Origin of the sequence: Bacillus pfraonensis (genome assembly GCF_050768835.1) — a bacterium.
Lineage (GTDB): Bacteria > Bacillota > Bacilli > Bacillales > Bacillaceae_G > Bacillus_A > Bacillus_A pfraonensis.
Genome location: NZ_JAHCDO010000017.1, coordinates 20253 through 36824 on the forward strand (window position 1 = coordinate 20253; position 16572 = coordinate 36824).

Below are 16572 nucleotides of genomic sequence, written 5' to 3' on the forward strand. Positions count from 1 at the left end.
GAATAAAATTTATTCTAATGATAAGGGAAAAGTCAATTTTCAATAAAAGGTGATTCGATGGCAAATGAGCAAGTACTAACAGCTGAACAGGTACTCGAGAAAGCACGGCAATATTTAGCAGACGATGATATTGAACTAGTGGCACGCGCCTATGAATATGCGCGTGACGCACATAGTGAACAGTATAGAAAATCGGGCGAACCATATATTATTCATCCGATTCAAGTTGCAGGTATTTTAGTTGATTTACACATGGATCCATCTACAGTGTCAGCAGGTTTTTTGCATGATGTAGTAGAAGATACAGAAGTTACATTAGAGGATATTGAACGGGAATTTAATAAAGAAATTGCAATGCTTGTTGATGGGGTTACAAAGCTTGGAAAAATTAAATATAAATCTCATGAACAACAACAAGCAGAGAACCATCGCAAAATGTTTATCGCAATGGCCCAAGATATTCGTGTTATTTTAATCAAATTAGCTGACCGTCTTCATAACATGCGTACACTGAAGCATTTGCCGCAAGAAAAGCAGCGTCGTATTGCAAATGAAACGTTAGAAATCTTTGCACCTTTAGCTCATAGACTCGGAATTAATACTATTAAATGGGAGCTAGAGGATACAGCGCTTCGCTATTTAAATCCGCAGCAATACTATCGCATTGTTAACTTAATGAAGCGGAAACGCGCAGAGCGTGAAGAATATTTGGATGAAGTCATGACGGGTATTCGTGACAAACTGAAAGAAGTAGCGATTCAACCAGATATTTCAGGGCGCCCAAAACATATTTATAGTATTTATCGTAAAATGGCACTTCAAAATAAACAATTTAATGAAATTTATGATTTATTAGCTGTGCGCGTTGTTGTGAATAGTATTAAAGATTGTTATGCGGTGCTTGGTATTATCCATACATGTTGGAAACCGATGCCAGGTCGTTTTAAAGATTATATTGCTATGCCGAAAGCAAATCTATACCAATCTCTTCATACAACCGTGATTGGGCCAAAAGGTGATCCACTTGAAGTGCAAATTCGTACGAAAGAAATGCATGAAATTGCGGAGTACGGGATTGCAGCGCACTGGGCGTATAAAGAGGGAAAAGCTGCGGAAGCAACAGGTACCCTTGAGAAGAAACTAACATGGTTCCGTCAAATATTAGAATGGCAAAATGAAGCTTCTAATGCAGAAGAATTTATGGAGTCATTAAAAATTGATCTGTTCTCTGATATGGTATTCGTCTTTACACCAAAAGGCGATGTCATGGAATTACCGCTAGGTTCGGTTCCGATTGATTTTGCTTACCGTGTCCATTCAGAAATCGGGAATAAAACAATTGGTGCAAAAGTCAATGGTAAAATGGTGACACTTGATTATAAGCTGAAAACAGGTGATATCATTGAAATTTTAACATCTAAACATTCGTATGGACCAAGTCAGGACTGGGTAAAACTTGCTCAAACATCTCATGCCAAAAATAAAATTCGTCAATTTTTCAAAAAGCAACGCCGAGACGAGAATATTGAAAAAGGTCGCGAGCTTGTTGAGAAAGAAGTACGCAATTTAGAGTATGAAATGAAAGAAGTATTAGCACCTGACAATTTAAAACGAGTGGCTGAGAAATATAACTTTGCGAATGAAGAGGATATGTTTGCAGCAGTTGGATATAACGGCATTACGGCGGCACAAATTGTAACGCGTCTAACGGATAAGTTCCGCAAACAGCGTGACGAAGAACAAGATATTGTGGAAGTTAAAGAAGTTCGTAAACCGATGAAAATTAGAAAATGGGATTCAGGTGTAAAAGTAAGCGGAGCTGACAATTTATTAATCCGCTTATCGAAATGTTGTAACCCAGTACCAGGTGACGATATTGTCGGATATATTACGAAAGGTCGCGGCGTTTCTATTCACCGTCGTGATTGTGTTAATGTTCATACAGAAGAAGCTCAGGAGCGCTTGCTAGAAGTAGAGTGGGAAGGTAGTCCAGAAAAAGAGATTGAGTATAATGTTGATATTGAAATTTCTGGGTATGATCGCCGCGGCTTATTAAATGAAGTTCTGCAAGCTGTAACAGAAACAAAAACATATATTTCAGCAGTTTCAGGTAGAAGCGACCGCAATAAAATGGCAACGATCAATATGTCTATTTCGATTCGTAATTTACACCATTTGAAAAAGGTAGTAGAGCGTATTAAGAGAGTTCCAGAAATTTATGCAGTACGCCGCATGATGCATTAATAGGGAGTGTATAAAATATGAGAATTGTCTTGCAACGATCAAAAAAAGCGTCTGTTACAGTAGATGGTGAGATTGTAGGACAGATCCCGTTCGGTTTAACATTGTTAGTTGGCATCACACATGAAGATACAGAGAAGGATGCAACGTATATTGCTGAGAAGGTTGCGAATTTACGTATTTTTGAAGATGAGAACGGGAAGATGAACCATTCTGTATTAGATGTAGAGGGACAAGTTCTTTCTATTTCACAATTTACATTGTACGGAGATTGCCGTAAAGGAAGACGCCCCAACTTTATGGATGCTGCGAAACCAGACTACGCAGAGAACTTGTATGATTTCTTTAATGAAGAACTTCGTAAACAAGGACTTCACGTAGAAACAGGAAAGTTCGGTGCGATGATGGATGTATCATTGATTAATGATGGTCCGGTGACCTTAATTTTGGAAAGTAAGTAATGGTGAAGAGAGGAGAAATCCTCTCTTTTTTAGTTGAATTTGTGCTAGTGGATTATAATTTTGTTTTAGAGAAATTAGCGATATAGTATAATTTATATATTGATAAATATTTGATTTTAAGTACATATGAAAATGTATGTAAGGGGCAGGAAGTGTATGAATTGGTCGATTTTCAAAGATTCTAAACTTACTTTAGGATTTAGTGCTGCAATTCTTTTACATGTGCTGGGAGTTATATTTGCGGTAGAAAATTATGGTACTTGGGTAGTGTTTGTAATAGCAGGAATAGTTATAATGTTCTTTAGTATTCAAAGAGCTGGTTATGTATACAGAAGTAGTGTGGAATAGTCTTATCCAAGAAGATGTACGTAATAGAAAAAGCCGTTGAGGAAATAAACTTTATTTATCCCGCATTAACGGGAAGTAAGACCCTCACTTCAAAATTTCGTACGAGCAGGGAGATCAACTGCCCGTAAAAGTCCGATTGGTGAGAGCTAATACTCAGCGGGGGGATAAAGAAAACCCTCACTGATTAAAGTTTCACTTTATTTGTGAGTATAACTGGACAATTAATATGGAACAATAGAAGTAAAAACATCCATATTGATTGTGAGGGATACACGTATGCGCATGAACGAAAAAGGGCACTCTGTGACGAACGGAGCGAATCAATTATTTAATGTGAATTTCCATGAATTTATCGACAAAGAACAGAACAATACTTCTATGGAGCTTGCATCTGAATTCGGTATTTCCTTGCAAGATGTTAAGCGGTTAAAGAGGCAGATTGAACGTTCCTAAGAGACTTGACAACTGCTAGGAAGAAACGTATAGTAATTTTATATTTACATATGAAGAGAACCGATGATAGAGAAGAGTAGATGAGATACACGTGAAAAGAGAAGAAATGTCCTAGGCTGAAAACATTTCTACACGATGACTGATCGAATGACACTCTGTAGGTTTCAACTTGAACAGCTTATAGGCTCAGTAGAGGTTGAACGCAAGTTTAAGCGTTATTAAAAAAGTGGAAGCATACGTGCTTCAATTAGGGTGGCACCACGGGTATAATACTCTCGTCCCTACTGGATAATCAGTAGAGGCGGGAGTTTTTTTATTTTTGATAAGATTAAAACAATTTGAGGAGGAACTGAATATGTCTATTCAAATCCCACGCGGAACGCAAGATATTCTTCCAGGTAGCGTTGAGTTATGGCAATACATCGAAGGGCAAGCACGCGAAATTTGCCGTCGTTACAACTATAAAGAAATTCGCACACCAATTTTTGAGCACACAGAATTATTTTTACGCGGTGTTGGTGATACAACAGATATCGTGCAAAAAGAAATGTACTCATTCCAAGATCGTGGAGAGCGCAGCTTAACACTTCGTCCAGAAGGCACAGCACCTGTTGTACGTTCTTACGTTGAAAACAAAATGTATGGTGATGCAACGCAGCCAACGAAATTATATTACATCGGTCAAATGTTCCGTTATGAAAGACCACAAGCAGGTCGCTATCGTCAATTCGTACAATTCGGTATCGAAGCAATCGGTAGTAATGATCCTGCCATTGATGCAGAAGTAATTGCACTTGCTGTAGAATTCTACCGCGGCATGGGCTTAAAAAATATTAAAGTTGTCCTAAATAGTTTAGGTGATGCAGCGAGCCGTAAAGCACATCGTGAGGCATTAATCGCTCACTTTGAGCCTCGTATTGGCGAGTTCTGTTCTGACTGTCAATCTCGTTTAGAGAAAAACCCACTTCGTATTTTAGACTGTAAGAAGGATCGTGATCATGAATTAATGAGCGCAGCACCATCTATTACAGAATACTTAAACGAAGAATCAACAGTATACTATGAAAAAGTACAAGAATTATTAACGATGATGGGTGTTCCATTTGAAAAAGATCCAAATCTAGTACGTGGTTTAGATTACTATCAGCATACTGTCTTTGAAATTATGAGTGAAGCAGATGGTTTCGGTGCCATTACAACATTAAGCGGTGGTGGTCGCTATAACGGACTTGTACAAGAAATCGGTGGTCCAGAAATGCCTGGTATTGGTTTTGCGATGAGTATCGAGCGTTTAATTATGGCGCTAAAAGCTGAGAACATTGAGCTTCCAATTGAGCATAACATTGATTGTTATGTTGTAGCACTTGGGGATAAAGCGAAAGATCATGCTGCAAAAATTGCATTTGATCTTCGTAAGGCTGGGTTATCAGTTGAAAAAGATTATTTGGATCGCAAAATGAAAGCACAATTTAAATCAGCGGATCGTCTAAATGCAAAATATGTAGCTGTGTTAGGTGAAGATGAGTTAGATAAGGGTATCATTAACTTAAAAAATATGGCGACAGGTGAGCAAGAAGAAGTAGCATTAGATGTATTTGCTTCATATGTAGCAGAAAAATTAATATAGGGGGAACTCATAGTGGCTGAAAGAACACATGCATGTGGAAAAGTAACAGTAGAAGCAGTTGGACAAACGGTTCAATTAAAAGGTTGGGTACAAAAGCGCCGTGATTTAGGTGGATTAATTTTCATCGACTTACGTGACCGCACAGGTATCGTACAAGTTGTATTTAACCCAGAAACATCTAAAGAAGCACTAGAAGTAGCAGAAACAATTCGTAGCGAATACGTGCTTCACGTAGAAGGAACAGTTGTTGAGCGCGGCGCTGGTGCAATTAATGACAATATGGCAACAGGACGCATTGAAGTACAGGCAACAAAAGTTAATGTATTAAATGCGGCAAAAACAACGCCAATTATTATTGCGGATGATACAGATGCATCAGAAGATGTTCGTTTAAAATATCGTTATTTAGATTTACGTCGTCCGGTTATGTATAACACATTTAAAATGCGTCACGACGTAACAAAAACAATTCGTAACTTCTTAGATTCAGAAGAGTTCTTAGAAGTTGAAACACCAATCTTAACAAAGAGTACACCAGAAGGAGCTCGTGACTATTTAGTTCCAAGCCGTGTTCATGAAGGTGAATTTTATGCATTACCTCAATCTCCGCAGCTATTTAAACAGCTTCTTATGGTCGGCGGATTTGAGCGTTACTACCAAGTAGCACGTTGTTTCCGTGATGAAGATTTACGTGCGGATCGTCAACCAGAATTCACGCAAATCGACATCGAGGCTTCATTCTTAACACAAGAAGAAATTTTAGATATGATGGAGCGCATGATGACGAAAGTTATGAAGGATGCAAAAGGTGTAGAAATTAACGCACCATTCCCTCGTATGACATATGCAGATGCGATGGCTCGCTATGGTTCTGATAAGCCGGATACGCGCTTTGCAATGGAACTTACTGATCTATCTGAATTTGCAGCAGGATGTGGCTTCAAAGTATTTACAAGCGCTGTAGAGAACGGTGGACAAGTAAAAGCAATTAATGCAAAAGGTGCAGCGAGCAAATATTCTCGTAAAGACATCGATGCATTAACTGAATTTGTAAAAGTATACGGAGCGAAAGGTTTAGCTTGGTTAAAAGTTGAAGAAGATGGCTTAAAAGGACCGATTGCGAAATTCTTCGGTGAAGAAGATGCAAGCGTACTAATGAACACATTAGAAGCGACTGCTGGTGACTTATTATTATTCGTTGCTGATAAGAAGAGTGTTGTTGCAGATAGCTTAGGAGCACTTCGTTTACGCTTAGGTAAAGAACTTGAGTTAATTGACGAAAGTAAATTTAACTTCCTATGGGTAACAGATTGGCCACTTCTTGAGTATGATGAAGATGCAGATCGCTATTTCGCAGCGCATCATCCATTCACAATGCCATTCCGTGAAGATGTGGAGCTATTAGAAACAGCACCAGAAAAAGCGCGTGCGCAAGCGTATGACCTTGTATTAAACGGTTATGAACTTGGTGGTGGATCACTTCGTATTTACGAGCGTGATGTACAAGAAAAAATGTTCAAAGCACTTGGATTTTCACAAGAAGAAGCACAAGAGCAATTTGGATTCTTATTAGAAGCATTCGAGTATGGTACACCACCACACGGCGGAATTGCATTAGGGTTAGACCGTCTTGTAATGTTACTTGCAGGTCGTACAAACCTTCGTGATACAATTGCATTCCCGAAAACAGCAAGTGCAAGCTGTTTACTAACAGATGCGCCAAGCCCGGTTGCAGGAGCGCAACTTGAAGAGCTTAACTTACAGTTAAACGTAAAAGAAGAGAAGTAAGAACGGAAGCTAGATGGGGTATACTAACCTCATCTAGTTTTTTTATGGATGCATGTATATATTTCCTGTATTCTTCGTATTGGAAATATATTTTTAGAGATTCTGTAACTTTTTCTATACAAATAGTCGGAAAAACGCTAGAATACATGGTAGACCATTTTTGTAATAGGAGTGTAGGGACGCATGTTACATCAATTTTCACGTAATGAATTAGCCTTCGGAAAAGAAGGTCTTGAAATATTAAAAAATAGTACAGTTGGCATTTTAGGAATTGGCGGCGTAGGCTCATTTGCAGCAGAAGCGTTAGCACGTTCTGGTGTAGGACGCCTTGTATTAGTTGATAAAGATGTTGTTGACATTACAAATGTGAACCGTCAAATTCACGCACTACTTTCTACTGTGGGCCGTTCAAAAGTAGAATTAATGAAAGAGCGTATCGCTGATATTAACCCAGACTGTGAAGTAATAGGATTAGAAATGTTTTATACAGATGAAACATATGAAGAATTCTTTAAACACGGTTTAGACTTTGTAGTTGATGCATCAGATACAATTACGTTTAAAATTCATTTAATTAAACAATGCTTACGACGTAAAATTAAAATCATCTCAAGTATGGGTGCAGCAAACAAAATGGACCCAACTCGTTTCCGTATTGCGGATATTTCCAAAACACATACAGATCCGATTGCGAAAGTCATTCGTACGAAACTTCGTAAAGAAGGGATTAAAAAAGGTGTAAAAGTGGTATTCTCTGATGAAAACCCAATCGTAATTCGTGAAGAGGTTCGTAAAGAAATCGTTCCAGATGAAAACGCAAAAATTCGTAAAGCGAAATTACCACCTTCTTCAAATGCATTCGTACCATCTGTGGCAGGTCTCATTATGGCAAGTCATGTTGTACGTGAACGTATAAAGAATGTAGAAGTAAAGCGTGTTGGACAAGAGTAAAAACAGAAAGCGTATATTCTATAAGGGATATACGCATTTTTATGTGGTATAAAGAGTTTAGGTGAGAAATACCCATATCGGCAGTGCGACAGATTCTAAGGCAATTAAAAGTAATAAATAATGATCGTACTGGTCCGATTGATACGAAGCAGATCTTTTCAAGCCTTTAATGGTAAAAAACCTAAAATCAAAACGAGAATCCCGAGTGTAATTTTGAAAATCGTTAATGAAATAGACAATCTCCCCTTTTTTAATAACGTATATCGTTAGGTTTATAATAACATAAAAGTTATATTTTTCCTTATTATGTTTTGAATGCATAAAAATACTCCCCACCATGTAATATGAGGTGGGGAGTATTTCAATTTTCAGCTGAGTATATAATATCTAAATTCCCGTTTTGATCGGTTTTAAAAATAGGAGCAATTTGATCTTCTTGTTCATCTACTAGCACAAGCTTTCGCGCACGATCCATAATTCGAACAAGCATTGCATAATCTTCTTCGATTGCTTGTTGTTTTTTCGTTAAATCTGCTAGTTTGACCTCTAGTTCATCGTTTGTTTTTTGTAAGGAGGCAAGCTTTGTGTGCAAGTCTTCATTTTCAATTTGTATCTTTTCTAACCCAGGATTATTGTGTCCTAAGTTTTGCAAGAATGAGATTACATCTTGCATTGTAAGAGAATGCTTGTTAGAAACAAGTTCTTCGGAAAATTCAGCATCAATTATGACTTTTCGTTTTGGTTTTAATAGTTGTTCTTTTTCCACATTTGCTTCAGAACGCTTTAACTCTTTTCTCTGCTTCTTAGCAAGTTGTACAGCATCCTCATAATTTTGCCTAACTTCAGCATTCCAGCGAAATCCACAAGCGGCAGAAGTACGGTTTAATTTATCTCCAACTTCATCGAATGCTTTTAGTTGTGTGCTGCCACTGCGAATATGTCGTAAGACGGTTTCTGCTAAAAGGAGATCATCTTCTCCTGTCCATGCATCTTGGCGTGTTTTCATAAGCGAAACCTCCATTATCATGTCGTTTTCGCTTAGATTACCCTTTTGGTTTGCTTTTATGCGAACTTTGTAATCTTTCGTACACGCCTGAAAGTGCTTGTTCAAACTTCCCAGTCGTTTTCGGCTTATAATATCGTTTATTCTTTATTTTATCCGGTAAGTATTGTTGCTCAACCCATCCATTCGGATAATCGTGTGGATATAAGTATCCGATGCCTCTACCTAGTGCTTCAGCACCTTTATAGTGACTATCTTTCAAATGACTCGGCACATCACCTGTTTGTCCGTTTCGTAAGTCGTGAAGTGCGGCATCAAGCGCTTTGTAGGCTGAATTTGATTTTGGAGAGAGACAAAGCTCAATTACGGCATTTGCAAGCGGAATACGAGCTTCTGGAAACCCGACGCGTTCTGCTGATTCAATTGCGGCGAGTGTACGTGGTCCAGCTTGCGGACTAGCAAGTCCAATATCTTCATATGCCATAATAAGAAGTCTTCTTCCGATACTTTGTAAGTCACCAGCTTCAATAAGTCGTGCTAAATAATGAAGAGCAGCATTTACGTCGCTACCTCGTACCGATTTTTGGAAAGCAGATAGGACGTCATAATGGGCATCTCCGCCTTTATCGTGAATGAAACTTTTTCTCTGTAAACATTCTTCTGCAATTTCTAATGTAATCTCTACCTTTTGCTCGTCTGTTGTAAAGCTAGATAAGACTGCAAGTTCAAGTGCGTTATAAGCAGAGCGCATATCTCCGCCAGAGGCATTTGCGAAGTGCTGAAGGGCTTCATCTGTAACAATTACATCATATTCACCTAAGCCTTTTTCTTTATCTTCCAGCGCTCGCTTTAAACCAATTGAAATATCATATTCTGTTAGAGCGTGTAATTCAAAGATTTGACATCGACTACGAATGGCAGAGTTAATGGCATGGAAAGGGTTGCTCGTTGTAGCTCCAATCAATGTAAGAAGCCCGCTTTCTAAATGTGGTAAGAGAAAGTCTTGTTTTGCTTTATCTAAGCGATGCACTTCATCTAAAATTAACATAAGATGGCGATGCATCTTTGCTTCTTGCACGACAACTTCCATATCTTTTTTATTATGAGTAACAGCGTTTAATAGGCGAAATGGCGTTCCTGTACTGCCAGCGATTGCACTAGCAATGGATGTTTTTCCAGTTCCGGGTGGGCCGTATAAAATCATCGATTGGAAATGGTTTGCTTGAACCATTCGCCATAAAATTTTCCCTTCACCAACTAAATGCTCTTGTCCAATAATTTCTTTAATATTTGTTGGACGCATTCGGTGTGCGAGTGGTTGTTTCATTGTAACCGTCTCCCTTAATATGTAATCTCATTCTATGTTAACATCTTTTGGGTAAAAAATTGAAATATGATGCTGTATAATATAAGTAATCTAAGTGAATATTTTTATTTTTCTATCGATTGAAATAATTCCCGAGTTTTTCAATCCGAATTTATGTTATCATTTTGATACACAAGTTGAAATTTCTTATAATACTATATTATGCTATAATTTCATAGGATTTTGATTTTTACATTGTGTTCTTCTTAAGAATAAAGATTTAACTAATAGAAGTGAAATTTTGAAAAGAGGTGCGAAATAGATGAAAATTTCAACGAAAGGCCGTTACGGCTTAACAATTATGATTGACCTTGCGAAAAAGTTTGGTGAGGGGCCGATTTCTTTAAAATCAATTGCGCAGGCGCATGACCTATCTGAACATTACTTAGAGCAACTAATCTCTCCGCTTCGTAACGCTCGTCTTGTAAAAAGTACACGCGGTGCATATGGTGGTTATGTCTTATCTGATCAACCGGCTAACATTACAGCAGGGGATGTAATCCGCGTGCTAGAAGGTCCGATTAGCGTTGTTGAAATGATAGAAGAGGAAGAACCAGCACAGCGCCAATTATGGATGCGTGTTCGTGATGCAGTACAAGAAGTATTAGATAGTACAACTTTAGAAGATTTAGTACGCTATGAGGAAGAAAATCATGGGGGTTATATGTTTTACATTTAATTCCTTGTGAAACGATTTGGAAAGAAGGAGATCTGATGGAACGCATTTACTTAGATCATGCTGCGACATCTCCGGCTCACCCAGAAGTAGTCGAAAAGATGATTCCATATATGACAGAGATATTTGGTAATCCGTCTAGTATTCATTTTTATGGACGACAAACGCGCCATGCGGTAGATGAAGCAAGACGCGCTTGTGCACGCAGCATCAATGCAAATCCAAATGAAATTATTTTTACAAGCGGTGGTACGGAGGCTGATAATTTAGCACTTTTAGGTGTAGCACGTGCGAATCGCAACAAAGGAAATCACATTATTACGACGCAAATTGAACATCACGCTATCTTGCATACATGTGAAGTGTTAGAGCGAGAAGGCTTCGAAGTGACATATTTACCTGTTGATGAAACGGGCCGTGTTCGAGTTTCTGATGTGAAAGAGGCGTTAACGGGTGAAACGATTCTTGTATCCGTTATGTTTGGGAATAATGAAGTTGGAACAGTTCAACCGATTACAGAAATTGGAGAACTGTTAAAAGAACACCAAGCTTATTTCCATACAGACGCTGTACAAGCCTACGGTTTAACAGCGATTGATGTGAAGACTTTGGGCATTGATTTATTATCAATCTCTGGGCATAAAATTAATGGTCCAAAAGGTGTAGGGTTTCTATATGCTAGCACAGGGGTGAAATTCGAACCGTTATTAACGGGCGGTGAACAAGAGCGAAAACGTCGTGCAGGTACTGAAAATGTACCTAGCATTGTTGGACTTCAGCATGCTGTTTTGCTTGCTGAAAAAACACGTGAGCAAAAAAATGCCCAATATGAAGAATTTAAGGATATAATGATATCTGTCTTTCAAAAAGAAGACATTACTTTCGAGGTAAACGGAAACTTAGAATATCGCTTACCGCATGTGTTTAATGTAAGTTTTACAGGAATGGATATTGAGCCGTTTCTTGTAAACTTAGATTTAGCAGGCATTGCAGTATCGAGTGGTTCTGCATGTACAGCTGGCTCTATTGATCCATCACATGTATTAGTGGCGATGTTTGGAAAAGATTCCGATCAAATACGTTCATCCGTACGTTTTAGTTTTGGACTTGGGAATACGAAAGAACAAGTGGAAAAAGCGGCGTACGAAACAGTGAAAATCGTGAAGCGATTCTCGCAAAACTAGCATAGGAGGTGACAAGATGAACAAACTACCTCACGAAACGCGTGTTGTCATCGGGATGTCCGGTGGCGTCGATTCATCTGTAGCGGCTCTTTTATTAAAAGAGCAAGGTTATGATGTAATCGGGATTTTTATGAAAAACTGGGATGATACAGACGAAAATGGTGTCTGTACAGCAACGGAAGATTATAATGATGTAATCGAAGTATGTAACCAAATCGGTATCCCATATTATGCAGTAAACTTTGAAAAACAATACTGGGATAAAGTATTTACGTACTTTTTAGATGAGTACCGAGCTGGTCGTACGCCAAACCCAGATGTAATGTGTAACAAAGAAATTAAATTTAAAGCCTTTCTAGAGCATGCGATTGCGCTTGGTGCGGATTATGTAGCAACAGGTCATTATGCACGTGTTGCTTATATCGATGGCGAATATAAAATGCTTCGCGGCGTTGATGATAATAAAGATCAAACATATTTCTTAAACCAACTAAGCCAAGAGCAACTATCAAAAACGATGTTTCCACTTGGTGAGTTAAAGAAGCCGCAAATTCGTGAAATGGCAAAAGAAGCTGGTTTAGCAACAGCGACGAAAAAAGATAGCACGGGTATTTGCTTTATTGGTGAACGTAACTTTAAAGATTTCTTAAGTAACTACTTACCAGCTCAGCCGGGTGTGATGCAAACATTATCTGGTGAAGTGAAAGGGAAACATGACGGTTTAATGTACTATACAATTGGACAACGTCATGGTCTTGGTATTGGTGGTAATGGTGATCCATGGTTTGCTGTTGGGAAAAACTTAAAAGAGAACATCTTATACGTTGATCAAGGATTCCATAACGAGCTTCTATACGGTGATGAAGTTATTGCTACTAATGTAGGATGGGTAAGCAACAGAGTAAAAGAAAAAGAATTTAAGTGCACAGCGAAATTCCGTTATCGCCAAGAAGATAATGGTGTAACGGTTCAAATTGTTGATGAGAATACTGTTCGCATTCTTTGCGATGAACCAATTCGTGCGATTACGCCAGGACAAGCGGTTGTTTTCTATAATGGAGATGAATGCCTGGGCGGTGCTACAATTGATGAAGTATATCGTAGTGGTAAGAAATTAGATTATTTAGGATAAAAGACGAGAAGCCTCTGCCGATTAGCGGTCAGAGGTTTCTTTCTTAAAGAGCGAATTTTTGTTCGCTCGGAAAATAGATTCTTTGTTATAATTTGTTGTAGAGGTGAGGAATATGTCAAATAAGCTTGAAGCAGGCATCCAATATATGCAAGAAGGAAACTGGGAAGAAGCAGCTAAAAACTTTACAGAAGCAATTGAAGAAAATCCGAAAGATGCGCTCGGATATATCAATTTCGCGAATTTATTAGATGTATTGGGCGATAGTGAGCGTGCGATTTTATTTTATAAACGTGCATTAGAACTAGATGAAAAATCCGCTACTGCCTATTATGGTCTTGGAAGCTTATATTATAGTCAAGAGCAATTTAAAGAAGCGAAAGAAATGTTTGAGCAGGCGATGCAAGCTGGCTTACAATCAGCAGATGTGACATTTATGCTTGGAATGACACAGGTGCAGCTTGGAGATGATCGTCTTGCGCTGCCATTTTTACAAAGAGCAGCTGAACTTGATGAGACAGACGTAGAAGCAGTATTCCAATGCGGATTATGCTTTGCAAGGTTAGAACATATTCAATACGCAAAACCTTATTTTGAAAAGGTATTACAAATGGATGAAGAGCATGCAGATGCGTATTATAATTTAGGTGTTACTTACGTATTTGAAGATGATAATGAGAAGGCACTTGCTTTATTTAAGAAGGCAACTGAAATTCAACCAGATCACTTTTTAGCAGGGAACGGCATTCGTTTATTAGAGCAAGAAGCTGAATAAAAGTTGTACTTTAATGTGCAGTTATCCTTCATCTCATTATAAAAAATGAGGTGGGGGTTTTACTGCTCGTTAGGGTGAGGGAAACCGGAAAGGAGAGAAAAGATGGGAAATCAACATGCAATGGATTTGTTTGAGGAAGAGAAAAAATTTATAAAAGCACAAGTTCTTCATACCATTTTCCACAACGAAGAAAACCTCTATTCCGTTGTCAGTATGAAAATCATTGAAACCAATGAAACATATGACGAAAAAAAAGTGATGATTAATGGTCATTTCCCCCGTATGCATGAAGATGAAGTATTTACATTGACAGGTCACTTTAAAGACCATCCAAAGTACGGAAAGCAATACTTAGTTGAAACATTTAAAAAAGAATTACCTCAAACAAAAACAGGTATGGTGCAATATTTAGCTAGTGATTTATTTAAAGGAATTGGGAAGCGAACAGCAGAAAAGATTGTTGACCATCTCGGAGAACATGCAATTTCTAAAATTATGGACGATCCAACTGCATTAGAAGGTGTAGTAAACAAGCAGAAAGCCCAAGAAATTTATGACACAATCATTGAACATCAAGGTCTGGAAAAGGTCATGAGCTTTTTAAATGGTTATGGTTTTGGAACGAAGCTTTCGATTAAGATTTATCAGCAATACAAAGAAATGACACTTGAAGTCATTCGAAATAATCCGTATCAGCTTATTGAAGAAGTTGATGGAATCGGTTTTGGAAGAGCTGATGATATAGGAAGAGCGCTTGGTATATCAGGGAATCATAATGACCGTGTACGTGCCGGATGTTTCTATACGCTAGAAAATGTTTCACTGCAAGATGGGCATGTATTTATGGAAAAAGGCCAACTTGTTAGAGAAACGATTTCACTTTTAAATAAGCAAGAGGGTTCTGTGACGGAAGACGATGTAGTGCAATGTATTGAAATGATGCAAGGAGAAGGGAAAGTGATTATTGAAGACGAGCGCATTTATTTAGCTTCTTTGTTTTATTCTGAAAAGGGTGTTGTCAAATCAATTCGTCGTCTCATGAATCAAGAAGAGACGCCTTCATTTCCTGAAGCAGAAGTACTATTAACGTTGGGGAAAATTGAAGAGCAGCTAAAAGTACAATATGCGCCGCTTCAGCAAGAAGCAATTCAAACTGCACTTCATAAACCGATGATGTTATTAACCGGTGGACCTGGTACAGGAAAGACAACTGTAATTAAAGGGATTGTTGAAATGTATGCTTCCTTGCATGGTTTATCATTAAACCCGAAAGATTACAGTGATGATAATCCGTTTCCGATTTTGTTAACAGCTCCGACAGGCCGTGCTGCAAAGAGAATGAGTGAGTCGACAGGGCTTCCTGCTTGTACAATTCATCGCTTACTTGGTTGGACACCAGAAGGATCTTTCCAGCGTAACGAAACGGATCCGGTGCAAGGAAAGTTACTAATTATAGATGAATTTTCAATGGTTGATATTTGGCTTGCAAATCAACTGTTTAAATCATTACCAACAAATATTCAAGTCATTATTGTAGGTGATGAAGATCAATTGCCATCAGTAGGACCTGGACAAGTGTTGAAAGATTTGTTAGATGCGGGTGCGATCCCGACAGTGAAGTTAACAGAAATTTATCGTCAAGCAGAAGGATCATCTGTTATTCAGCTTGCCCATGCGATAAAAAAAGGAACGCTCCCACCAGACTTAGCGCAAAACAAAAAAGATCGTTCGTTTATTGGTTGCTCAGGTGCTCAAATTGTTGAAGTTGTAAAGCAGGTATGTGAAAACGCAAAAACGAAAGGATTTAGCGCAAGAGATGTGCAAGTATTAGCGCCTATGTATCGCGGGCCAGCGGGGATTAATGTGTTAAATGAGGCGCTCCAAGAAGTATTTAATCCGAAAAAAGAAAAGAGTAGGGAAATTGCTTACGGTGATGTTATGTACCGAACGGGGGATAAAGTTCTTCAACTCGTAAATCAGCCGGAAAGCCAAGTGTTTAATGGTGACATTGGAGAAATTGTTTCTGTATTTTATGCGAAAGAAAATGTCGAGAAACAAGATATGGTTGTTGTTTCATTTGATGGGATTGAAGTAACGTATATAAAGCCAGATTTAAATCAAATTACACATGCGTATTGCTGCTCGATTCATAAATCACAGGGAAGTGAATTTCCAATTGTAATTATGCCGATTGTAAAGAGTTACTATCGTATGCTGCGCCGAAATTTAATTTATACAGGTATTACGAGAAGTAAAAAGTTTTTAATTATTTGCGGAGAAGAATCAGCTTTTCAATCTGGCGTGAATCGTCTCGATGATTCGATGCGGCAAACGACGTTAGCTGGTCGCTTGCAGGAATCAAAAGGAGAAGTACAAATGGTTACGATTGATGGCCAGGAGATGGATGTGGAAAACATTTCACCGTATGATTTTATGTAGCAAGGTGAGATTATATAGTGAACCTTTCAACATGTGTAACGTTATTTTGAAAGTGTAAGGCAGTTCTAGTATGTATAAATGAATGCAGTTTGGACATAATGGCGAATAGAATCTGGGAGACTGTAAGGAGA

Annotated in this window: 14 protein-coding genes and 1 other annotated feature; of the genes, 12 read left to right on the forward strand and 2 right to left on the reverse strand. The window is 38.3% G+C overall.

What is annotated here, in order from left to right; genetic code table 11:
• The first annotated feature begins 57 nt into the window (after nucleotides 1-57).
• The 7 genes from relA (at nucleotide 58) to KFD70_RS17580 (ending at nucleotide 7869) form a co-directional block, all read left to right on the forward strand.
• The gene (gene relA, locus KFD70_RS17550; protein ID WP_336450207.1) at nucleotides 58-2244 is read left to right on the forward strand and encodes a GTP diphosphokinase; all 2187 of its coding nucleotides are present in this window, start codon (nucleotides 58-60) and stop codon (nucleotides 2242-2244) included.
• 17 nt (nucleotides 2245-2261) lie between these two features.
• Nucleotides 2262-2702, forward strand: a complete 441-nt coding sequence (locus tag KFD70_RS17555) for a D-tyrosyl-tRNA(Tyr) deacylase (RefSeq protein ID WP_336450206.1) — start codon at nucleotides 2262-2264, stop codon at nucleotides 2700-2702.
• A gap of 156 nt (nucleotides 2703-2858) precedes the next feature.
• On the forward strand, nucleotides 2859-3050 hold the full coding sequence (locus tag KFD70_RS17560; protein ID WP_336450205.1) for a damage-inducible protein DinB: 192 nt from the start codon (nucleotides 2859-2861) through the stop codon (nucleotides 3048-3050).
• Between the two features lie 276 nt (nucleotides 3051-3326).
• Nucleotides 3327-3503, forward strand: coding sequence for a hypothetical protein (locus KFD70_RS17565; RefSeq protein WP_001242606.1), 177 nt, complete (start codon nucleotides 3327-3329; stop codon nucleotides 3501-3503).
• 54 nt (nucleotides 3504-3557) lie between these two features.
• Nucleotides 3558-3789: a binding site (T-box leader), on the forward strand.
• Nucleotides 3790-3858: 69 nt separating this feature from the next.
• Nucleotides 3859-5130 carry a histidine--tRNA ligase gene (gene hisS, locus KFD70_RS17570; protein ID WP_336450204.1) on the forward strand — a complete coding sequence of 424 codons (1272 nt, stop codon included), beginning with the start codon at nucleotides 3859-3861 and terminating at the stop codon, nucleotides 5128-5130.
• A 12-nt stretch (nucleotides 5131-5142) separates the two neighbouring features.
• Complete coding sequence (aspS, locus tag KFD70_RS17575; protein WP_336450203.1) at nucleotides 5143-6918, forward strand: aspartate--tRNA ligase; 1776 nt, start codon at nucleotides 5143-5145, stop codon at nucleotides 6916-6918.
• 183 nt (nucleotides 6919-7101) lie between these two features.
• Nucleotides 7102-7869 (forward strand): tRNA threonylcarbamoyladenosine dehydratase, encoded by a 768-nt coding sequence (locus KFD70_RS17580; RefSeq protein WP_000903174.1) that lies wholly within the window; start codon nucleotides 7102-7104, stop codon nucleotides 7867-7869.
• Between the two features lie 361 nt (nucleotides 7870-8230).
• Here KFD70_RS17580 and KFD70_RS17585 read toward each other — a convergent pair whose 3' ends face one another.
• The gene (locus KFD70_RS17585) at nucleotides 8231-8875 is read right to left on the reverse strand and encodes an RsfA family transcriptional regulator (protein WP_336450202.1); all 645 of its coding nucleotides are present in this window, start codon (nucleotides 8873-8875) and stop codon (nucleotides 8231-8233) included.
• 37 nt (nucleotides 8876-8912) lie between these two features.
• A complete protein-coding gene (locus tag KFD70_RS17590) occupies nucleotides 8913-10199 on the reverse strand; it encodes a replication-associated recombination protein A (protein WP_336450201.1) in 1287 nt (428 codons plus the stop codon).
• Nucleotides 10200-10500: 301 nt separating this feature from the next.
• Between KFD70_RS17590 and cymR the strand changes: the two genes are divergently transcribed.
• The 5 genes from cymR (at nucleotide 10501) to recD2 (ending at nucleotide 16441) form a co-directional block, all read left to right on the forward strand.
• Entirely contained in the window at nucleotides 10501-10917 is a 417-nt protein-coding gene (gene cymR, locus KFD70_RS17595; protein WP_000704116.1) for a cysteine metabolism transcriptional regulator CymR, read from the forward strand.
• A 35-nt stretch (nucleotides 10918-10952) separates the two neighbouring features.
• Nucleotides 10953-12098, forward strand: a complete 1146-nt coding sequence (locus KFD70_RS17600; protein WP_336450200.1) for a cysteine desulfurase family protein — start codon at nucleotides 10953-10955, stop codon at nucleotides 12096-12098.
• A 16-nt stretch (nucleotides 12099-12114) separates the two neighbouring features.
• Nucleotides 12115-13230, forward strand: coding sequence for a tRNA 2-thiouridine(34) synthase MnmA (mnmA, locus tag KFD70_RS17605; RefSeq protein ID WP_336450199.1), 1116 nt, complete (start codon nucleotides 12115-12117; stop codon nucleotides 13228-13230).
• Nucleotides 13231-13342: 112 nt separating this feature from the next.
• Complete coding sequence (locus KFD70_RS17610; RefSeq protein ID WP_336450198.1) at nucleotides 13343-14002, forward strand: tetratricopeptide repeat protein; 660 nt, start codon at nucleotides 13343-13345, stop codon at nucleotides 14000-14002.
• Between the two features lie 102 nt (nucleotides 14003-14104).
• The gene (gene recD2, locus KFD70_RS17615; RefSeq protein ID WP_336450197.1) at nucleotides 14105-16441 is read left to right on the forward strand and encodes an SF1B family DNA helicase RecD2; all 2337 of its coding nucleotides are present in this window, start codon (nucleotides 14105-14107) and stop codon (nucleotides 16439-16441) included.
• Nucleotides 16442-16572 lie beyond the last annotated feature (131 nt).